The sequence below is a fragment of the Sphingobacterium sp. xlx-130 genome (assembly GCF_011007405.1).
Classification (GTDB): domain Bacteria; phylum Bacteroidota; class Bacteroidia; order Sphingobacteriales; family Sphingobacteriaceae; genus Sphingobacterium; species Sphingobacterium luzhongxinii.
Genome location: NZ_WFKN01000004.1, coordinates 348,518 through 369,843, shown reverse-complemented (window position 1 = coordinate 369,843; position 21,326 = coordinate 348,518). Strand labels below are relative to the sequence as shown.

Annotated in this window: 21 protein-coding genes; 5 read left to right on the top strand and 16 right to left on the bottom strand. The window is 38.6% G+C overall.

Features of this window, described 5'->3' with window-relative positions:
• The first annotated feature begins 56 nt into the window (after positions 1 to 56).
• Positions 57 to 1,487: an NAD-dependent succinate-semialdehyde dehydrogenase gene (locus tag G7B18_RS07735; RefSeq protein ID WP_164108753.1), complete on the top strand. Its 1,431-nt coding sequence runs from the start codon at positions 57 to 59 to the stop codon at positions 1,485 to 1,487.
• 15 nt (positions 1,488 to 1,502) lie between these two features.
• On the opposite strand, the gene G7B18_RS07730 is transcribed toward G7B18_RS07735, so the two are convergent.
• Genes G7B18_RS07730 through G7B18_RS07705 form a run of 6 tightly spaced genes read right to left on the bottom strand, consistent with a single transcriptional unit; the run spans position 1,503 to position 5,755 of the window.
• The gene (locus G7B18_RS07730) at positions 1,503 to 2,003 is read right to left on the bottom strand and encodes a porin family protein (protein ID WP_164108754.1); all 501 of its coding nucleotides are present in this window, start codon (positions 2,001 to 2,003) and stop codon (positions 1,503 to 1,505) included.
• A gap of 3 nt (positions 2,004 to 2,006) precedes the next feature.
• On the bottom strand, positions 2,007 to 2,558 hold the full coding sequence (locus tag G7B18_RS07725; RefSeq protein WP_164108755.1) for a CopD family protein: 552 nt from the start codon (positions 2,556 to 2,558) through the stop codon (positions 2,007 to 2,009).
• A 50-nt stretch (positions 2,559 to 2,608) separates the two neighbouring features.
• The gene (gene hemE / locus G7B18_RS07720; RefSeq protein ID WP_079641360.1) at positions 2,609 to 3,643 is read right to left on the bottom strand and encodes a uroporphyrinogen decarboxylase; all 1,035 of its coding nucleotides are present in this window, start codon (positions 3,641 to 3,643) and stop codon (positions 2,609 to 2,611) included.
• Positions 3,644 to 3,649: 6 nt separating this feature from the next.
• Positions 3,650 to 4,147 carry a hypothetical protein gene (locus G7B18_RS07715; RefSeq protein WP_240452796.1) on the bottom strand — a complete coding sequence of 166 codons (498 nt, stop codon included), beginning with the start codon at positions 4,145 to 4,147 and terminating at the stop codon, positions 3,650 to 3,652.
• A 23-nt stretch (positions 4,148 to 4,170) separates the two neighbouring features.
• Positions 4,171 to 4,890 (bottom strand): response regulator transcription factor, encoded by a 720-nt coding sequence (locus G7B18_RS07710; RefSeq protein ID WP_164108757.1) that lies wholly within the window; start codon positions 4,888 to 4,890, stop codon positions 4,171 to 4,173.
• On the bottom strand, positions 4,880 to 5,755 hold the full coding sequence (locus tag G7B18_RS07705) for a sensor histidine kinase (RefSeq protein WP_079641605.1): 876 nt from the start codon (positions 5,753 to 5,755) through the stop codon (positions 4,880 to 4,882). Before G7B18_RS07705 ends, G7B18_RS07710 begins: the two co-directional genes overlap by 11 nt.
• A gap of 96 nt (positions 5,756 to 5,851) precedes the next feature.
• Here G7B18_RS07705 and G7B18_RS07700 point away from each other — a divergent pair, with 96 nt between their 5' ends.
• Positions 5,852 to 6,553, top strand: coding sequence for a YjjG family noncanonical pyrimidine nucleotidase (locus G7B18_RS07700; RefSeq protein WP_164108758.1), 702 nt, complete (start codon positions 5,852 to 5,854; stop codon positions 6,551 to 6,553).
• A gap of 59 nt (positions 6,554 to 6,612) precedes the next feature.
• Here the strand turns inward: G7B18_RS07700 and G7B18_RS07695 are convergent, their stop codons facing one another.
• From G7B18_RS07695 to G7B18_RS07685, 3 genes are all read right to left on the bottom strand, one after another.
• Positions 6,613 to 7,422: a DUF1080 domain-containing protein gene (locus tag G7B18_RS07695; protein WP_164122278.1), complete on the bottom strand. Its 810-nt coding sequence runs from the start codon at positions 7,420 to 7,422 to the stop codon at positions 6,613 to 6,615.
• A gap of 360 nt (positions 7,423 to 7,782) precedes the next feature.
• Positions 7,783 to 7,953: a hypothetical protein gene (locus G7B18_RS07690; protein ID WP_164108760.1), complete on the bottom strand. Its 171-nt coding sequence runs from the start codon at positions 7,951 to 7,953 to the stop codon at positions 7,783 to 7,785.
• 494 nt (positions 7,954 to 8,447) lie between these two features.
• Positions 8,448 to 8,729 (bottom strand): ATP-dependent Clp protease adaptor ClpS, encoded by a 282-nt coding sequence (locus G7B18_RS07685; RefSeq protein ID WP_164108761.1) that lies wholly within the window; start codon positions 8,727 to 8,729, stop codon positions 8,448 to 8,450.
• Positions 8,730 to 8,880: 151 nt separating this feature from the next.
• Between G7B18_RS07685 and G7B18_RS07680 the strand changes: the two genes are divergently transcribed.
• Complete coding sequence (locus tag G7B18_RS07680) at positions 8,881 to 9,927, top strand: 3-oxoacyl-ACP synthase III family protein (RefSeq protein WP_164108762.1); 1,047 nt, start codon at positions 8,881 to 8,883, stop codon at positions 9,925 to 9,927.
• Positions 9,928 to 10,174: 247 nt separating this feature from the next.
• Here G7B18_RS07680 and G7B18_RS07675 read toward each other — a convergent pair whose 3' ends face one another.
• The 4 genes from G7B18_RS07675 to thrA all read right to left on the bottom strand — a co-directional run bounded on the left by G7B18_RS07675 (position 10,175) and on the right by thrA (position 16,411).
• On the bottom strand, positions 10,175 to 11,359 hold the full coding sequence (locus G7B18_RS07675) for a class I SAM-dependent rRNA methyltransferase (RefSeq protein WP_164108763.1): 1,185 nt from the start codon (positions 11,357 to 11,359) through the stop codon (positions 10,175 to 10,177).
• A 145-nt stretch (positions 11,360 to 11,504) separates the two neighbouring features.
• On the bottom strand, positions 11,505 to 12,812 hold the full coding sequence (thrC, locus tag G7B18_RS07670; protein ID WP_164122277.1) for a threonine synthase: 1,308 nt from the start codon (positions 12,810 to 12,812) through the stop codon (positions 11,505 to 11,507).
• Positions 12,813 to 12,856: 44 nt separating this feature from the next.
• Positions 12,857 to 13,840 (bottom strand): homoserine kinase, encoded by a 984-nt coding sequence (locus G7B18_RS07665; protein WP_164108765.1) that lies wholly within the window; start codon positions 13,838 to 13,840, stop codon positions 12,857 to 12,859.
• Positions 13,841 to 13,963: 123 nt separating this feature from the next.
• The gene (thrA, locus tag G7B18_RS07660) at positions 13,964 to 16,411 is read right to left on the bottom strand and encodes a bifunctional aspartate kinase/homoserine dehydrogenase I (RefSeq protein ID WP_164122276.1); all 2,448 of its coding nucleotides are present in this window, start codon (positions 16,409 to 16,411) and stop codon (positions 13,964 to 13,966) included.
• A 528-nt stretch (positions 16,412 to 16,939) separates the two neighbouring features.
• On the opposite strand from thrA, the gene G7B18_RS07655 reads away from it, so the two are divergent.
• Positions 16,940 to 17,515 (top strand): C40 family peptidase, encoded by a 576-nt coding sequence (locus G7B18_RS07655; RefSeq protein ID WP_164108767.1) that lies wholly within the window; start codon positions 16,940 to 16,942, stop codon positions 17,513 to 17,515.
• Between the two features lie 126 nt (positions 17,516 to 17,641).
• Positions 17,642 to 18,157: a phosphoribosyltransferase family protein gene (locus G7B18_RS07650; protein ID WP_164108768.1), complete on the top strand. Its 516-nt coding sequence runs from the start codon at positions 17,642 to 17,644 to the stop codon at positions 18,155 to 18,157.
• A 29-nt stretch (positions 18,158 to 18,186) separates the two neighbouring features.
• Here G7B18_RS07650 and G7B18_RS07645 read toward each other — a convergent pair whose 3' ends face one another.
• The 3 genes from G7B18_RS07645 to G7B18_RS07635 form a co-directional block, all read right to left on the bottom strand.
• Positions 18,187 to 19,626, bottom strand: coding sequence for a LysM peptidoglycan-binding domain-containing protein (locus G7B18_RS07645; protein WP_164108769.1), 1,440 nt, complete (start codon positions 19,624 to 19,626; stop codon positions 18,187 to 18,189).
• A 108-nt stretch (positions 19,627 to 19,734) separates the two neighbouring features.
• Complete coding sequence (locus G7B18_RS07640) at positions 19,735 to 19,935, bottom strand: twin-arginine translocase TatA/TatE family subunit (RefSeq protein ID WP_079641331.1); 201 nt, start codon at positions 19,933 to 19,935, stop codon at positions 19,735 to 19,737.
• Between the two features lie 84 nt (positions 19,936 to 20,019).
• Entirely contained in the window at positions 20,020 to 21,285 is a 1,266-nt protein-coding gene (locus tag G7B18_RS07635) for a murein hydrolase activator EnvC family protein (protein WP_164108770.1), read from the bottom strand.
• Positions 21,286 to 21,326: the final 41 nt, after the last annotated feature.

Genomic DNA, 21,326 nt, shown 5'->3' with positions numbered 1-21,326 from the left:
TTTTTTTATAGATAGCAAACTACATCAACAATTGTTACCTACATAAAAGAGAAATCATGACAAACGCACTTTTTGTACAACAAGCTTATATCAACGGAGACTTTATTGACTCAGAGCACACTTTTGAAGTCATAAACCCATCTACAAATAAAACAATTGGCACCGTACCGAATCTTCATATTGATCATTGTAAAAGTGCGATTAAGGCTGCCGAATCAGCACTCTCCTTATGGCGGCAAACCCCTGTTGGCATACGTTGTCAAGCTGTTTATAAAATATACGAACTCATCCTCAGCCACAAAGACGAGCTTGCAGAGATCATGACGTTAGAATGTGGAAAAACACTAACCGAATCGCTGGGAGAGATTGACTATGCAGCTTCATTTGTTGAATGGTTTGCCGAAGAAGGTAAGCGTACGTATGGAGAGACGATCCCTTCACTCAAAGGTAACAATCGTTTGATGACCATCAAACAACCTGTAGGAGTAGTAGCTGCTATCACACCGTGGAACTTCCCTCTAGCAATGATTACGAGAAAACTAGCCCCTGCCTTAGTAGCAGGATGCCCTGTTGTCCTAAAACCAGCTTCGCAAACCCCATTTACAGCAATAGCCCTTGCTAAGCTGACCCAAATGGCCGGAATACCAAAGGGCGTCTTTTCTGTAATTACTTCCAAAGACAGTAAAGGATTTGGAGAGGAACTGGCTACAAATCCCATCGTGCAAAAGATCACATTTACAGGCTCCACAGCTGTTGGAAAGACACTCATGCAACAGGCGGCCAGCACCCTTAAGAGAATCTCTTTCGAACTAGGTGGAAATGCTCCTTTCCTTGTATTTGACGATGCAGATGTTGACAAAGCTGTTTTGGGAGCTATTGCGGGAAAATTTAGAAACTCTGGACAGACCTGTGTCTCAATAAATAGATTTTACATTCAGGAGGCTGTTTACGACGAATTTGCAAAAAGGCTTAGTACGGCTGTTAAAGTACTAAAAGTTGGCGATGGATTTACACAAGGTACTCAGGTAGGCCCTCTAATCAATCAAGCTGGTTTAGAAAAGGTAAAAAAACACGTGGAAGATGCAGTAGGCCGGGGAGCCAAAATTTTAACAGGAGGAAAACCACTTCATGGAAATTTCTTCGAACCTACGGTACTCACGGATCTCGCTCCCGATAGTATAATAAGCAAAGAGGAAACCTTCGGTCCTATATGTGCCCTATTTAAATTCAGCAATGAAGAAGAGGCTATTCAATTAGCAAACAATACGCCTTTTGGCCTAGCTGCTTATTTCTACAGCGAGAACATCCATCGTTGCCATCGGGTGGGCGAAGCTTTAGAAGCGGGAATGGTCGGTATCAACACAGGCCTAATCTCCAATGCATCCGCTCCTTTTGGGGGTATAAAACAATCCGGAATAGGTAGAGAAGGTGCTAGATACGGAATAGACGAATATCTCGAAATTAAGTATTTATGTTATGGAGCATAGTCGCTCCGCAACATATTACCACAAATGATACCGTACACCGAGTGTTAAATAATTAGGCAGAAACGTTTCATCTTCGACAAGATACTTCACCTTGTACCCTGTATAAACAGATAATTGTACAGGCTTAAAGTAATAGCTCAATCCGAGCTGTCCGTTGAGAACGAACCTTTCATCCTTTACAAATACATACTCCTTGACGTCGACCTCTTGGTAACTAATAAAATCTTCGGCTGCTCCCGCCCCGAGAAAAACGTTAAAATTACTTTTTCGCTTGTCTAAAAATGAAAAAAGATAGTCTGCACCAACAGAAACAAAATTACTTCTTCCGTGGACCTGAGCTTGTACTGAACTACGGTTATCCAGGTCATACTTCCCTTGCACGCCAAAACTACTTTCTTTTGCTGATTTTACATTCATATCGCCATAAAAACCAAACGCCCAATTGTGTTCCTGTGCAAACGAATGTGCCGATAACACCGTCATAAGTATGACTGTCAAAAAAACTCTTTTCATCATAAATTAGTCTACCTTCTCTCCTTTTGATTTTCGATATTTCTTATAAAGTTTAACTAGTATCATCAGTAAAATTGCTAATATCAATAATCCTAACACACCATAAATCCAACTTAGCGCTGATTTCAAAATAACGACAAATACTATAGCAAACAACAGCACTGTAGATACTTCATTCCAAAGCCGTAATTGATGTGAAGTCCATGTAGAAGCTTCATCCCTCAACCTAAACATTATCCGTTGGGTTCTAAAATGATAAAAAACCATTCCTCCGACAAACAACAACTTGACGTGCATCCAACCTAAAGAGAGTAGCCCAGGGTTTAGATACAACATTAATAAAGCAGAAGCAATCGTAATGTACATGGCAGGAGTTGTGATCACCCACCAAAGACGGTTTTCCATAATTGTAAACTGTCGGTGCAACACATTATATTCCACCTTTTCCTTTCCTTTGGCTTCTGTATGATAAATGAAAAGACGGGGCGTATAAAAAAGTCCCGCCATCCAACATATCACAAAAATGATATGTACTGCCTTAGCATATAGATATATCATAATACAAAAGTAAGAAGGAAAAATTAAATAATTTTTCCTTCTTGATTTTATTAGTACCTAAACTCTTTAATTACTTCGACAGCGTATTTGACGTGGTCAAAAGGCATATCCGGCATGATACCATGTCCCAGATTACATATAAAACCATTCTCTCCTCGCATACGTTCAAAAAGTTCGTGTATCTTAGCTTTGATAACAGGCTTGTTAGCATACATGATGAATGGATCCAAATTTCCTTGTACAGCCATACCAGCAGGTAGACTCTTTTTAATATTTAACAGATCCGCATTCCAATCGACCGAAATGACATCGGGTTTAGTCTCTGCCATAACCGGTGCAAATACGGAAGCTCCTTTTGCGAAAGAAATAACCGGGACCGTGCGTTTCAAATTGTCGATAATATACTTATTGTATTTGTGAGAGAATGTGTGATAATCATTCCAAGACAAAGCCGAGGCCCAACTATCGAACAACTGTACTGCGTTTACCCCCGCATCGATCTGCATATTCAGATAGGCTATTGTCAAGTCAGCAATCTTCTGTAAAATAAGATGAGCAAGTTCTGGCTCATTATTAAGCATAAGTTTTGTTAGCTTAAAATCTTTTGAAGAAGCCCCTTCTACCAAATAGCTTAATATGGTAAATGGCGCACCGGCAAAACCAATAAGTGGGATACGTCCATTTAGGCGTTCTTGAATCACTTTAATCGCATCGGCTACGTATTGAAGCTTGTCTAAGCAATCTACAGATAGCTTTTCAGCATCAGCAAATGATCGAACCGGATTTGAAAAACGAGGCCCTACCCCTTGTTCAAAGGACAAGTCCCCTCCCATAGCTTCGGCAGTAACAAGAATATCTGAGAAAAGAATAGCAGCATCGATCCCCAGAAGGTCCACAGGCAACATGGTGACATCTGCGGCAATTTCCGGTGTCTTACACATCTCCAAAAAGCTATACTTATTCTTGATTTCCCAATATTCAGGCATAAAACGCCCTGCTTGACGCATCATCCACACCGGAGGTCTTTCTGTTTGCTGCGAAAGCGCAGCTTTGATAAACAAATCGTTCTGTAAAATTGTACTCACTATTTCTTAATTATATTTTTTTACGTCTTCTCTAATTTTCCTAACTATATCACTTTGCCGCTGCGTCAGCGCTAACTTATCAGCCAGATCTAAATATGTCAAAACACGCTCATACTCTTTTTTCCGCAGGTTGATATTTGCTAGGTTTATCAACACCATACCCTTTTCGTTATCTCGGCGCCAAGGCAATCTGGAAGCCAGCTGGAAATGATATTCTGCCTCATCGACCCGATTCTCTTTCAAAGCTATATTACCCAGCATAAATTCATAAAAGTTACGTCGTCCTTTCCTTAGATGGTCTGGATTTTTGATCTCTGCAAGTAATCTCTTTGTTTTCTCGTAATCTTGTTTGTGAAATGCCTGGGTGGCGAGAAAAACTGTTCCTTCCCGATATTGACTCCATATGAAATATCCAATAATCCCCAAGAGATAAACACAAACATTGTAGTGTCTGAAAACAACGGAATAGGCTAAGCCTACGACCGCTATTGACACTACTATCATCCGAAACCGTGTATTCATAAAAGTTATTCGCCTTGGCCTTCGGGAGTATCTGTAAACTTATACCCTACCCCTCGTATCGAGTGAAAATAGATCGGGTGCTTTTGGTCCGGTTCAAAATACTTTCTGAATGTCAGGATAAAATTATCAATGGTTCTTGTAGAAGGGTATACATCATAATTCCAAACAGTTTCCAGAATCTGCTCTCTTGAAACAGCTTCATTACGTCGCTCAATAAGAAGCTTCAATAACATCGTCTCTTTTTTAGTAAGAGAGGTCACTGTACCATCTGGCAAGTGTAATTCGTAAGAGTTAAAATAAATGGTTTTATCACCAATCGTATACGAATTCAGTTCTTTCAATTCATCCCCTTTCATACCGCGACGGATTAGATTCCCAACCCGCAAAATCAGCTCTTCAAGATTGAAAGGCTTCACCAAATAATCATCAGCACCTTTTTTAAGTCCGGTAATACGGTCTTCGCTGCTATTTTTGGCAGTCAAAAACATAATAGGCACCTCCGTGTTCTGGAGACGAATAGTCTCCGCTACCTGAAAACCGTCTATTTCCGGAATCATAACATCCAAAATAATTAGGTTAAAGCGCTCTTCTTTAAAAATTTTTAACGCTTTCTTTCCATCGGTTGCCGTAGTAACACGGTAACCTTCAAGTTCTAAATTCAATTTGATTGCCTCCAACAAGTGTTCCTCGTCTTCGACCAAGAGTATCCTTTGCTTAGCTTGCATAATTTTCAAATGTTACTTCAAAGATGCTTCCGGAAGGCTTATTATCCATAACCCTAATCGTGGCATCGTGTTTTTGCAATACAGATTTCACTATATATAACCCCAAACCAGTTCCCTTGGTTTTGCGGGTAGACTCATTTCCTACACGATAGAATTTATTAAAAATAAGTCGCTTTTCTTCATCTTGTATACCAGCACCATGATCCGACACCGAAAATACAAGATCCTTATCCTTTATTTTAAGATTCACCTCTACATTAGCACAGGGAGGAGAATATTTTATCGCATTCTCCACAAGATTGGTCACCACATTCGTGATTGCAAATTTATCAGCGTGTAATATCACTCCAGGTTCAATATACGGTTTAATAATCTCTGATTTACAAGCATTCTTCTGTAGTCTATCTAAAATCTCTTCTATCAGTAAAGAAAAATCAAAATCTTCCTTAGGTAAGATGAATGTTCTATTCTCTAACTTTGTGGCCAACAGCACATTTTCAACCAGATAATCCAAACGTTCAATATCTTTTAAAGAATTGGACAAAAAAGTCTTTTGTTGTTCTCTATCTAGGTCTCGTTTTAGTATGGTCTGCAAATAAAGCTTGACAGACGCTAGTGGAGATTTTAATTCGTGAGTTACAGAAAGAAGAAAATTCTGTTGTTGTTGTTGATAATAACGTTCACGCTCTAGATGCTTCTTCAACTTAATCACCGCCAACACAAAAATGGCAATAAATATCAATCCCTCACCTATAATCATTCCTTTTCGATCAGGTACATGTTTGATAAACATATATCCCCAACCTATCAGTTGACAAAGCGCATATAGTGCCAGTAAATAAAACCAAAAGAGAGCTCTTCTCATAAATGCTATTTCAACAAAAATAGGCAAATATAGGTGCATAATAAAATAGCCCGTGTTTTATGACACTAATAAGAAAAAGAGGGGGTATCTTTGCATATGTTTACACAAAAAAAAGATATCTTTTTCGACTTGGACCATACCATCTGGGATTTTGATAAAAATGCAGAAGAAACATTACAAGAACTCTATCACCGTTTTCAATTTGACCGTCTTTTTGGTAAAAGTAATTCAGATTTATTTATAGAAACATATACAATCAATAATCATCGTGTTTGGGATCTGTATCATCACGGGAAGATAGACAAGTCCACTCTTAGAAAACTACGTTTTGCAGACACCTTCACCCAACTCGGTGTAGACCCAGTCTTATTCCCAACGGCATTTGAAGAAGAATACTTACAGATATGCCCTACTAAAACGAACCTATTTCCTCACGCACACGAGACACTCCGATATCTTCAAGGTCGATACAACCTGCATCTGATATCTAATGGCTTTAAAGAAGCCTGTGAACTGAAATTAAAACATAGTGCCCTCAAAGATTATTTTAAGACTATTGTGATCTCCGAAGTATTTGGAGTGAACAAGCCTGACCCACGCATATTTGACTATGCAGTCAACAATGGTGAAGCCGAGAAAAGCTCTTCGATTATGATTGGCGACAATCTGGATGCCGATGTGAGGGGTGCTCAAAATGCGGGTTTAGAAGCTATCTTCTTCAACAGTACCGGAACAGAGAAACCAGTAGATATCAATCACATGATTATAGACCTAAAAGAGCTTCAATATATTTTTTAAATAACATGGGGCACCCAAAAGGATACCCCGCCTATCATTTCATCGATTAAAGCCTTTTGTTACTTCAAGATTTTTACTGTTATATTGCGATACCATACATCGTCGCCATGGTCCTGAAACCCGACTACACCCGGATCTGCTCCGACTTTAGACAACAACTCAAAAGCCAATGGCCACTTATTCTGACTAAACTTGCTCGACTGAAGTAATGTTCTCCATTCCGGTGTCCGGATTGTATATTCAACGACTTTTTTACCATTTTGATAATGCTCGACCTTCTCTCCTTTCACGACAATTTTTGACTTATTCCATTCTCCCACAGCTTTTGCATTCTGCGGCTTTGCTGGAATCATATCGTACAACGAAGCTGATTTACGATTACCGTCAACACCTTTTGAAGCATCGGGATGCTTTTCGTTATCCAGTATCTGATATTCTGGACTAGATATATATATCGGCTGTCCCTTTATCTCTTTTGCTAAGAAAAAAACACCAGAGTTACCTGCTTCCGAAATTTTCCATTCAAACTCCAGTTCAAAGTTTTTGAAATCATGGGCAAAAATAATATCACCACCTTCAGGTTTATCGACGTTAGGTTGTCTTGAAAATTTAAGAGCCCCAGCCTCTATACTCCATTTATTCGGCACATAAGTCTTGTTATAGCCACGCCAGCCCTCTAAAGAACTACCGTTAAAAATCACATATGCACCGCTTTTATTTTTTTTAAATTTAGTAAGATCTATCTTGGGTAGATTGAGTAATTCATAAGTCGGCGTGACAGTCTCAAAGTTTTTCTTTCCTTGTGCGTATAAAGCTGTTAATGACAAAAAACCAGCCATTAAACAGGTTACAATAAGTTTCTTATTCATTCGGTTATAGTGTATTAATGGATTTTCATACGATCTTCAGTTTACTCAACAAACTCAAGACCACAGTTATAATTATAAATATACAATTACTTAATGTAATTCCTACACTTAGAAACTATTTAAATTATACGAATACACGCATTGACCTTCGCTAGACGACATCTCTTCATTTCCTGTTTTAATTTTACTCAGATCCTGAATACCGGATCTATACGAGAAGCCGAGATTAAACGTCTGCTTTGATCATCGGAAATAACGATCTGGGTATTGTGAAGTTAGATAACTATTAGCACCAAAAAGTCGATAACTAAACAGATCACGCACATTGAATGTGATCGTCGATGTTCCTTTGAAAACATCCTATTTGACAGCCACATATACCCCATGCATAGCTTTCATTTTTCCTTGAAGGCTATGCATGGCCACACGATCCCCCGCACCTACACAGAAGTTGCTTTTACTTGATTTACGTTGGTCGTCAGATTTCCATTTCGCAAAGCCCCTCTGTACTTTTAACCTCAAGTACGGCATTGAAATTCACCTTAAAATATAATAAGTTGATATCACCTGCCAAATCCCACAACGGAAAAACATTAACCTTAGACACGAGCTCAAATCCAGCGTTATTTCTAGAACCGACATTTTCCCAAGCTTCACCGTACCGATATCCCTAGTTTTATTGGCGGCAATCACCACAGTTTTTTTTCATAATCCAACACACCGACAAAATTGACCCTAACGATATAATTACCTGGATTAACCGCCTCGACAATAGAAATCTCATCGGTATAAGTCTGCCTCCCTTTAACTTGTATTTTAGACTACGGATCCAACAAAGAGACACTAACGCCCAACATCGTTTGGCGCGTTGCTTATTCGACAACCAGTACCTTAAATTGGCCTATTGCGCATAAATAAATAATGGAAATTAAGTCGCAAATGTTAGCTTACTGTCGTAAGCTACAAAAATGTATAATTAAAAAAGAAAAGAGGATAATCGTAACTGTATTATTACCGCTCAAAAACTATTCGACAGAAACAGTCAACCCTTCAGACTTAAGTATCTTGCGATAGACTTCAACCTCAACATAAGATCCTTCCAAAACCGCACATTTTCCTTCATTATGCACCTTCCACGCTATACGTTCAGCTTGGGACTCCGTGTACTGCAAATGGTGCATCAGACAATAAATAACATGATCGAATGTATTGATATCATCATTCCAAAGAATCAGTTTATGACTCTCCTTAACTGACGCTAATATTTCTTCCAGCGTAAAGGTCTCTTGTGCGGTTTCTACCCCCATAGCGCAAAAGTAGTGTATTTTTGAAAAAATGCGTAATTTTACAGCAATTTCCTTTTGTTTTATAAAATGTGATGTCACCATGTATACCGATATTGCAAAAAAACAAGGACAATGATAATAGAATTGACCATTTACAAAATAACAACAGAAAATGTTTCAGTCCAAAATTGCCGGCTTAGGTCACTACGTACCAAAAAACATATACACTAATAATGACCTGAAGCGCTTTATGGATACCAGTGATGAATGGATCCAAGAACGAACAGGGATTAAAGAAAGAAGATACGCCGATCGTCTCGAGGAAACCACAACATCCATGGGCGTGGAAGCTGCTAAAATCGCCATCGAAAGAGCTGGTATCACAAAAGATGAGGTAGACTTTATAATTTTCGCGACCCTGTCTCCGGATTACTATTTCCCAGGGTGTGGCGTACTTTTGCAAAGAGAAATGGAAATGAAAGAGATCGGAGCATTGGACATCCGGAATCAATGTTCGGGATTCATATATGCCTTATCCGTCGCCGATCAATTTATCAAAACAGGAATGTACAAAAACATTCTTGTTGTCGGATCTGAAAAACACTCTTATGCCCTGGATTTTTCTACTCGAGGTAGAGCTGTTTCCGTTATCTTCGGTGATGGAGCCGGCGCAGCAGTACTTCAACCGACTATAGAAGAAGGAAAAGGTATCTTGAGCACACACTTACATTCGGATGGTGCTGAAGCAGAGAAACTCGCGATGTATTATCCAGGAGCTTCAGGCGGAAAAGGATTAGAAAACAGACCAAAGTGGCCCGACCAGGAATTGGGAGGTATGTTGATGACCGTGGAGATGCTAAAAGATGGCTCTGCTTTCCCATATATGGACGGACAAGCGGTCTTTAAAAAAGCTGTAGTCAAATTTCCCGAAGTAATTGGAGAGGCTTTAGCAAAAAATAACTTAAAAAGCATAGATATAGATCTACTAGTACCACACCAAGCAAATCTACGTATATCTCAATTCGTACAGAAAACCTTAGGTCTACGAGACGATCAAGTATTTAACAATATTCAAAAATACGGGAATACAACTGCTGCTTCGGTGCCTATCGCACTTTCTGAAGCGTGGGAAACAGGAAAAGTAAAAGAAGGGGATTTGGTCTGTCTTGCAGCCTTTGGTGCCGGTTTTACCTGGGGGGCTGCCTTAATTCGCTGGTAATCTAATTTTTCTAAAAGTCTCTGTATTATTGATTCGTTTTAACTCTGTATGACATCTATGAGCTTACTCATTGCGGTTCAATGCAATTCAAGAACTTTTTTTCATGATGTTTTCTTTTGCATTGGCGTTCAAGAGCTCTCCCGATAACATAGGAATCAGTTCACATCTGCTGCCGATCCCAAAAGGATCATTAAAGTTTTTTTCCTTAGTAACCAAAATTAAGGTCACTAAGGAAAAAATTAGCTTTCTATATTACACGGACTAACAAACCTTTTAGATACTCCCCTTCTGGGAAAGAAGCCCTTACGGGATGATCTTCTGGCTGAGAAAATTGCCGTATAAATTGAATCTCTTTGCCAGCATCCAACGCTGCCCAGGCCAAAACCTGCTTAAACGTATCAATATCCATAGCCCCTGAACAAGAGAAAGTAGCCAATAGCCCCCCACTTTTCAACAACATCAATCCCCGTCTATTCAGATCTTTGTATGCCCGGGAAGCCTTTTCCAATGTGGAGCGTGAGGGTGCATATTTGGGCGGATCCAAGACAATCAAATCAAATTTTTCACCTTGCTCCCCCAAATATCGCAAATATTTGTTAACATCAGACTGTATCGCTTTATGCAGAGAAGCATCAAATTTATTATAGACGATATTATCTTTCAATGTTTCGACAGCTAAAGCAGAGCTGTCTACAGAAACCACTTCGATCGCACCATTACGAAGTGCATTCAACGTAAAGCCACCGGAATAACAAAAACAGTCCAAAACACGTTTCCCTTTCACATATTGTGCAGTCAACAATCTATTTTCGCGTTGATCACAATAAAATCCAGATTTTTGACCGTCAATGATATTCACGCGATAGTGAATCCCATTTTCAACAATATCTACAAATTCGGGCGGTATTTCCCCCCATAACAAACCATTTTGATCCTTAAGCCCTTCATACTCCCGAGATTTAAGATCACTTCGTTCATAAATACCTTTTGGAGACAAAATATTCACCAATTCATCGACAATAACTGCTTTTACATTTTCTACACCAACCGCATGAACCTGTATCGAAATAAAATCAGCATACTTATCCACAATCAAACCCGGCAAAAAATCTGCTTCAGCAAAAATCAAACGTACACTATCATTGTCAATGCTCAATAGGTGTTCTCTATTTTGAACAGCCTTTTTAACACGCTTCCGCCACCATTGCTCATCAATCTCATTGGTGGGATTCCATTCAAGTAACCGGACAGCAACGCGAGACGTATTATTATATACGCCATATGCAATAAACTCATCGTCTATATTATATACCGAAACAACCTCTCCCGGTTGAATATGACCAACTACTTTACTTATAGCCCCTGAAAACACCCAAGGATGCAATTGCCAAGCGGCTTTATCTTTTCCTTTATGAAGGATTATCTTATTCATTGGCACAAAAATAAAACTGAAAAAACAAATAATATTATTTTTTGATTATTTTTTCAAAATTTTATTTCAAAACTATACTTTTTGCCAATTTAAAGTTCATTTAGACAGGACCTCTGTAAAAACAACTCCCCTATTGAATCTTTGATTATTTCCTGTTCAATAGATAGTCTTTAAATTTCTCAAAATCTATAGAAGCGGCGGTAGCTACCTTAGGCTTATTAGACAGATCAGAAGCTCCTTGTGGTAGCTTTACCTTTGCAAATATCGCTGTATCGATTGCTTCCGGAAATTTACAGGGATGTGCCGTGGACAAAAACACAGAACCATACTCCCCAGGACAATCTTTACGATAGGCTTGAGCGGCTAAGTAACCTATTGCAGTGTGCGGACATGCCACATAGCTATATTTCTCAAAAAGCTCATTCATAGCCACTTTTATTTCCTCATCTGTATATGCATACGAAGAGATAACATTGCGCAAACCCTCCAAATCTCCATGAAATAAATCTTTAATACGAACCCAATTACTTGGATCCCCTACATCCATCGCATTAGCCAATGTTTGAATAGACGGTTTAGGTTCGTAAGATCCTGACTTTAGAAAACGTGGCACTGTATCATTCACATTTGTACCGGCCACGAAATGTTTCACTGGTAGTCCCATTTTATAAGCCAATAGACCAGCTCCAATATTGCCAAAGTTACCACTAGGAATAGTAAACACCACTTCATGAACCCCCTGTACCTTCAATTGTGCATAAGCCCAAAAGTAATAAAAGGTCTGTGGAATTAGACGGGCAATATTGATAGAATTTGCGGAAGTGAGACGCAGTGCTGTGTTAAGCTCAGGATCACTAAAAGCTCGCTTTACCAAAGCCTGACAATCGTCGAACGTACCATCCACCTCTACTGCCCGGATATTTTGCCCATTCGTTGTCAATTGCTCTTCCTGTACTTTAGAAACTTTTCCTTTAGGGTATAGAATGGTAACTCGCGTTCCTTCGACGCCAAGAAATCCCAACGCAACAGCGCCGCCAGTATCTCCCGATGTTGCAACAAGCACATCTAATAATCGATCTCCATTTTTAGAGAAATACCCCATCACCCGACTCATAAAACGCGCCCCAAAATCTTTAAACGCATATGAGGGACCATGAAAAAGTTCAAAAACAGCAGTTTGGGCATCCAAAAATATAACAGGTGCATCAAAATTAATTGCATCTGCTATTATGGCTTTTAAATCTTCTTTCGGAATGTCATTTCCAATTATTGCATTTGCTACAGTAAAAGCGATCTCCTGCAGAGAATACTGCTGGAGATTCCGGATAAACAAAGCATCCAATTGAGGTATAACCTCAGGCATATACAAGCCTCTATCCTGTGGCAAAGAGTTGAATACGGCTTCTTGGAAAGAAACACGCAGATTCTTATTATTCGTACTATAAAATTTCATTTTTTTAGATTTAAGATATTAGATTTAAAATTTCAGCACTAGGCTTAAAACTCCAGCACCCTAGGGCCTACTACATTAATAGCAGATACATATTGATAACTATCGATTTCTCTAGTGGACAAATGGCTTTTAATTTTATCGACAATAAGCTGAGCCATAGCTTCTCCTCGAGACACGGCGACAACAGAAGGACCTGAACCCGATATCCCGAAACTTAATGCACCATTTTCTAAGGCTATTCGCTTCATTTCATAGAATTCAGGAATTAAAATAGCACGAGTTGGCTCGATCAACACGTCTTGCATACTTCTTCCTATCAGACTATAGTCATTCTGAAAAAGTCCGGCCACCAATCCTGCAATATTCCCCCATTGCACCACCGCATCCTTTAAAAGCACCTTATCCTTGATCAGCTTTCTAGCATCACGGGTCGGAACATCAACCTGTGGAAACACAATGCCGACAAACAATTCTTCCGGAACTGGAAGTTTAATAACATCCAGCTCGACTTGACCTCGAATTAACGTCACACCTCCCATAAGAGCTGGTGCGACATTATCAGCATGACCATATCCACATGCCAAGCGCTCCCCTTCCACACAATAGGGCATAAGCTCTGTTTTAGAAAGTGGGCTTCCCAATAAGACATTTATCGCAAAAAGCCCCGCTACCGTACTGGCAGAACTTGATCCCAATCCTGAACCAATCGGCATATGTTTATTCAATTCAATCTCTACTCCGATATCATTTAAGAGCCCCAAATCAGACAATAACATCTTGACACAGGCGCTTACTGTATTTCTATCAGGATCCAGAGGTAGTCGACCATCATCTCCTGTTATAGAGCGAATTCGTACACCGGGTTCTGCCACTCGATACATCTTGACTTCATCACCAGGCTTATCTACCGCAAATCCCAAAATATCAAATCCGCAAATCATATTTGCCACAGTAGCAGGAGCAAAAACGCGCACTTTATCCAAGATCTTATCGAAACTTATCTTCTTATCTAACTTATTCTGATTCATATGTAAATAATTTGTTTTTTATCCGCCAACTGGCGGATCTAGATTACTATCGTGTTAGTGTAATGCTGCTAAATGGGGATATTTCATTTTTTTATTGCAAGGGGTAATCTAATCTATGAAATGTTATGCTCCGACATTTACCAAGTCTGCAAACACTCCTCCTGCAGTTACTTCAGCACCCGCACCAGGTCCCTTAACCACAAGAGGTCTTTCTTTATACCGCTCGGTAGTAAAAGATATGATATTATCACTTCCCGAAAGTGCATAAAATGGATGCGTACTGTCCACCATTTGTAAAGAAATACAAACTTTTCCCTCTTCCAATTTGCCAATATATCGGATTACTTGACCGGCTGCAGCGGCTTGATCCTTTAACAAATTAAAATATTGCTCAGCCTTCAACAATTCTGCATAAAACTCATCTACAGATGATGCTGCCAAACAAGCCTCTGGGAGTATGGCTCCTAAATCTACGTCTGAAGATTCAATCGGATATCCAGCATCACGAGCCAAAATCAGCATTTTTCGCATAAAATCAACGCCTCCTAAATCATCTCGGGGATCCGGTTCTGTATACCCCAACTCTTGTGCCTTCTTCACGACCTCATAAAATGAAGCATCTCCCACAAAATTATTAAAGATGTAAGATATCGTTCCGGATAAAATTGCTTCTATTTTTAAAATACGATCGCCACTCATCATTAGGTCCTTTAACACGCGGACAATAGGCAACCCTGCACCAACATTAGTCTCATAAAAAAAGTCTACACCATGTTTGCGTGCCGCTTCATGCAGCGATTGATATTGTGCATAATCTCCCGAATTCGCTATTTTATTACAAGTCACAATAGAGATATTGGATCTAAAAATATCCTCATAATATATTGCGGGCAACTTGCTAGCTGTGTTATCAATAAACACACAATTGGGTAGATTGAGTGCTTTCATCTGTTCTATAAAGCTAGTCAAGTCTGCAATATCCCCCTTAGCTCCCAACGCTTCTTCCCATGCACCCAAATCAATTCCGGATACATCAAATAACATTTTTCTTGAATTAGAGATGCCCACAACCTTAATTTCGATATCATTGCTTTCTAATAAGAAATCATGCTGCATAAATAGCTGTTTAAACAGTGTTGCACCTATATTACCAGTACCAAGGTTAAACACATGTAGTGTCTTCTTTAGTTCTGCAAAAAAGGCATCATGTACCGCGTTCAACGCTTTTGCAAGATCCTCTTTGGAAATAATAACGGAAATATTAAACTCAGAAGACCCTTGAGCGATGGCACGAACATTTATACCATTCCTTCCTAACGCATGGAACAATTTTCCCGACATACCTGGTGTTCGCTTCATATTTTCACCAACAATGGCCAATACAGAGAGGTTTTCTTCCACCTCTGGCATCACCAGCTTACTTGCAGCCAACTCCAGCTCAAACTCTGAAGCGATCAAAGCCAACGCCTTAGTCGCATCAGATGGATTGACCGCAAACGTTATACTGTGCTCCGAAGAAGATTGTGTGATTAACACAACATTAATCTGTTCGCGAGCCAATAAAGTAAACAAACGTCCTGAAAACCCAGATTTACCAATCATTCCGCTTCCCGTAAGATTGATGATCGATATATCTGAAATAGATGAAATACCTTTAATAGGATAGTTCGACTTATCCGATTCGAACTGGATACGGGTTCCAGACAAATGAGGTTCGAAGGTATTTCTAATCGCAATCGGAATTTTTTTCATAAATGCAGGAATCATAGTTGGTGGATAAATGACTTTAGCACCGAAATAAGACAATTCCATTGCCTCTGTATACGATAAGATAGGGAGCGAAAAAGCCTTTTTTACGATTCTAGGATCCGCAGTCAGCATACCATTCACGTCTGTCCAGATCTCAATAACGGAAGCTCCTAATACAGCACCGAATATCGCTGCAGTATAGTCTGAACCGCCACGTCCTAATGTTGTAACCCTTCCTTTATCATTAGATCCGATAAATCCAGTAACAAATAATAACTTATTTGTGTGAGTGTACGATAGCGCCTGAATCAATTGAGTAGTCAAATCTTCATTTATATGTGCATTTCCAAAATTAGAGTCAGTTTTGATATAATGGGCCGCATTAATGTACTCCGAATCAGAAACATACTGTTCCATGATTTTGGAAACCATGTAATTGGAAAAGCGTTCTCCGAAAGACAGTACCAAATCTCTACTTTGATCACTCAACTCTCTCAAGGCAGTTATACCTTGCAATATATCATCGAGATCATTGACCATTAGTTTTAGTTTTGTAAATACCGGATTTTGAAATTTGACGGCTATCAGTTTTCGGACAACATCAAAATGTTTCTCTTCGATTACCTCCAGATTTGCACTAAACCCCTTCCCCTCAGCGGCATCCTCAGCCATCTGTGTCAATAAATTGGTTACTCCAGACATCGCTGACAACACCACAAGCGGCTTTTCATTTTTCTCAAAAGAGTCCCTAACAATTGACAGTACCTTTTCTATACTCGACGCGGTACCTACGGATGTACCTCCAAATTTTAATACCTTCATTGATTCTATATTAGTTTGTTTGTTTGTTTTAAAATAGCACAAAAAAAGCCTTCCTCGTTTCGAGGAAGGCTTTCTATATTTATGACACGTATTATTTCAACATAGAACTACCTCCCTCTGAGTTATCCCAGTGGTAATAATAGTTGTTGAAATAATAACGCTTAAAATCATGTCTTTTCGCAAATTTTAGATAAAGATAATACAATATTTTTATTAAATGCAAATTTAACTTAATAAAATAGAAATAGAATAAAAATAATGAGTCATATGGTGAACCGTTTGTAAACGTTTTGTACACCATATTAACAATACAATCTCCGTTTACAATCATTACCCCACCAAAAAAAAGCAACACACTCAAAAAGAACACTTTAAGAAACATCAAAAGTTAAAGTTTTGTTAAAAAAAAGTAAAATTGCTTGGATTAGATGGCTTTAAGTCTTATCTTCGTTGACATAAGTTATACAATTGTATACTTAATTGTGTACTTACAGGAAGAAAAGTTGTAATTAAACATAAAGCGATTTAATGAAAACAAAAAAACTAATAGCAGGTTTGCTATTGACAGGCTTTTGTCTAGTGTCGCACGCACAAACAACAAACAAAAGTAAAACTGGAGATCAGGATAATCTTGCAAAAGAGTACTTTTCTCAAATCATGGGTGTAGCCGTTAATGCTACAACAAGCACTAAACTTTATCAGTTCGTTTATGATTGGTTAGGAACACCTTATCGTTTAGGTGGAGATTCTAAAAAAGGAATCGATTGTTCCAAATTTTCATTAGCAGTATATGAAAATGTCTTCAACACCACAATTGGATATAACAGCAGAAATCAATATGATAATGTCACCCCGATAGGAAAAGGTGAGCTTCAAGCAGGAGATTTGGTCTTTTTTAAAATCCGCAGTAAGAGCATTACACATGTGGGGGTTTATTTAGGAGATGACAAATTTGCTCATGCTTCATCTAGCAAAGGAGTAATGGTTAGCAGCCTTAATGAAGCGTATTGGAAACGTTATTATTATAATGGAGGAAGACCTAAAAAAGATGAAGACAGAATCATGACTGCAGACGCAACGAACTACAAAGAAGACGGTAAATAAGAGTCTTTGTCGAAAGAAATTTCCAAAGTCCGAATGAGTGTATCATTCGGACTTTTTTTATACTATTCAATATTATACTGAAACTTATATAGAGTTTTCTTAAATTAGCATGGTCAAATAATCGTTATGCCAACAAAACAAACTTTAATACTAAATAAAGAACAGATACAGCAAAAGTCAAAACGAATTGCTTATCAGATTCTAGAAGATAACTTTGAAGAGAAGGCCGTTGTATTAGTAGGAATTGCTGAGCGCGGCTATATTTTTGCTAAACGTCTACAGGTAATACTAAAAGAAATAGCTCCGGAAAAAGAGATAGAGCTCATTAAAGTTAGTATTGAAAAAAATAAAAGAACACTTGAAGCTACAACAGACCAACCTGTAGAAATGGCAAAAAATAAAGCTGTTATAATTGTTGATGATGTTTTGAATAGTGGAAGAACTTTAGCATACGCGCTAGCAGCTTTTATAAATGTTCCTTTAAAAAAGATGCGCACAGCTGTTCTTATAGACAGGAGTCACCATCAATTCCCAATATTTAGTGACTTTTACGGAACCAAACTCTCGACGATTTTGAAAGAACATGTTGAAGTTCGATTAGAGGAAATTGATAATGAAGAAGATGCAGCTTGGCTTTACTAAGCTGCATCTTCGATAAACAGTCCGCCACTCTATCCTTTATTAACTTTGAGTTTCATCCCAGGCTTAATCATACTGCTTTTCAAACCATTATCAGCTTTCAATTTCGAGACCGTACTTCCATTAAATTTATTTGCTATACGGTCCAAGGAGTCCCCTTTTTTAACAGTATAAACTATTACATTGGATTTTGCGGAGACAGATGCTGTTTTTATATTTTTGGCAAGCCGGTTATCAACAGGCTTTTCTACAATTAATGAGCGTCCGATTATTCTACTTTTGGAGGACAACTCATTCCATGCCCTTAAATTCTGAACTGAAATACCAAACTTACGAGACACAGATGTTAACGTTTCCCCCGCTTTGACTTTATATTTTTTTTGTTTTTGTTCCTCATCGGCCAACATAAGTTCGTTACTGTTTCGGGTCGACTCTTGGACAGGTTCAATTTCGCGCAATGCAACATACAGAAGACTGTCGTTTGTCTGTTCAGTCACCGGCAACAGTAAACGCTTCGGCTTTTCAATAGAGCCTATTATGATACGCTGCTTAAAAGCAGGGTTATAATATTTCAACTGCTGCATCGATACACCTAAAGCTTTCGCCACATTGTCTAAATCAATTTTTCGATCTACCATAACCAGGTTACTTGACGATCCAAGTTCGGTGGACGCCGCTTCAATGCCATAATAATCTGCATTCGATAAAACATAGGTCATGGCAATATACTTTGGTATGTAATTCCGGGTTTCTTTCGGAAGAAAGGCTGATAATTCCCAGTAAGTAGGATTATGTAAACCGGAACGCTCTATAGCTCGCTTTACACAACCTCTTCCACAGTTATAAGATGCCAATGCTAAAAGCCAATCATCAAATTGATCATAAGCTTCTTTTATATACTGTCCCACCGCATAACTGGATGCGTACGCATCTTTACGCTCATCTATATTGCTATTCATTTCCAAGTTATAAAACTTAGCTGTAGCAAACATAAATTGCCAAGGGCCTACCGCACCCGACGTCGACACTAGATGTGGATTTAGTGAGGACTCAACCAAAGAGAGGTATTTAATTTCTTCAGGAAGGCCCATCTCCTTAAATACCTTTTCATAAATTCCAAAATAATGCTGGCTTAACCCGAGGAGTCGGTTCATATAAGGTCTGTAATTCTGTGAAATATATTTGTCAATATATCCCTTTACATGCGAATTAAACTCTAAGGGGACCTCTTTCGAAACGGATTTAAGACGTCTTAAAATACCGATATCTTCTGGAGTAATTTCCAAATTGGGATCGAAATTCTCTTTTATAGAATCCAAATGAGAAGCGAGCTGCTTTTGCTGAAGTTCTATAAAAGTAACCATCGAACTATTCAGTTCTTCCTTTTGACTATCAATTGTTATTTCTTGTGCACTAGTTTTAGTAGACAGTACAAATACAGTAACTATTAATAAAATAATAGAAAATTTCATGATATCTAGTTTTTAAGCCGACTAGTGGGCGAGATTTATAATAAAAAAGAAGGATTTGATCAAGCAGATAGCAAGATCAAATCCTTCCTTTCCTTTGTAATACAATCATTAAGGATTGCTTGTATTATCAGATGTATTGTTTTTTTGTTCAGATGGCTCTTCTTTTTGTCCATCTTTAAATTCTTTCACACCACGTCCCAAACCACGCATTAACTCAGGAATTTTCTTTCCTCCAAACAACAACAGAACCAACACCACGATAATGATAATCTCTTGGGTTCCTATAAATAATAAATTTGATGTATACATTTTATTCTTTTATGCGTATAAAAACTCTTACAATAATTACTCCGTCAACACAAATATAGTTATTAATAAATTAATATCCCGTAACTATCTTGCTATCCAAGAAGATGGATCAAATTCCTTAGTTCCCTGAGATAGCCCAAAATTGACAACAGGGAATCCTAAATCTGGATCATCGTCCGACGTACCGATTTGCTGCCCTCTACTTACTTTCTGTCCCCTACGTACGCTTACAGAGGCTAAGTTAGAATAGAAACTAAAGTACTCACCATGTCGGATTACGATAACCCCTGATACCGCTTGTACAACTTCACCATCAAAAACCGCTCTCACAGCAGCACCTGATGCCGTACGAATAGCGATATCCGGTTCAAAAGTAGAAATACCTTCAATCATCCGCATTCCAAATCCACGCACTATATTACCCTGAGCCACAGGCCAAGGTAATCGACCCCTATTAGATTTAAAATCTGCGGATAATCTTTCAGCTTCTGGTGTCGAACGCAACACTTCGCTATCTGTCTTCTTAGGCGTTTTCTTTTCGACTTCTTCCACAGTTTTACCTGTCCGTTTAGCCTCAATCTCTGCTAAGCGTTTTCGTTCAGCCTCTGCTTTACGTCTTTCCTCTGCTATCTCGCGTTGTACCGCAGCCCGGATCAACGCCTCCATTTTCTTCTTCTCTTGCTGTTTAGCGCTCAGTTTTCCTTTGAAGGATTTTTCTTCTTTCGCCAATTGACTTAACTCTACCTGATGGGCGGAGCGATCTTTAGCGATAATATTCTTCTCATTCTGCTGCTCAGCCAAAAGCTCTCTTTGTGCTTTCCTGTCTGCTTCTAATCGGGCAATTTTTAGTTCGATTTCTTTCTTTACGCCCTCTATTTCCGCAGCCTTGATCTTCCGTGCATCATTAAACTGCTGAAGATACTTGACACGTTTAAAGGCTTGATTAAAATCTTTTGAAGCGAAAATAAACATCATCTTGTTATAGCCATTTTTGTTACGAAATGCAAACATGATCATCTTCTCATAATCCTTTCTGATGCGCTCCAATTCGGCCTTCAATCCAGTTACCGATTTCGTATTTTCATTAATTTGATAGGAAAGGTTACCAAGTTCCTTATTAATGATAGTAATTTTATCCTCTCTTAGATTAAGCTGTCGACTAAGGGCATTCACCTCCTTTTGTGAAAGAAGCTTCTCCTTTGTTTTTGCACTCAATTCTTTATTTAGGGCAGAAATATCGGCATTTATCTTTTCCAGCTGCTTTTTCAACTCAGCACTACTCTGACCGTAGGAAAAATGCACACATGCGCCAATTATAAATATAATGAATAGTATTTTCTTCAAAATCATGAACTGCTACTTCTTAATTTAGCCCTTTATAAAGCTTCCAA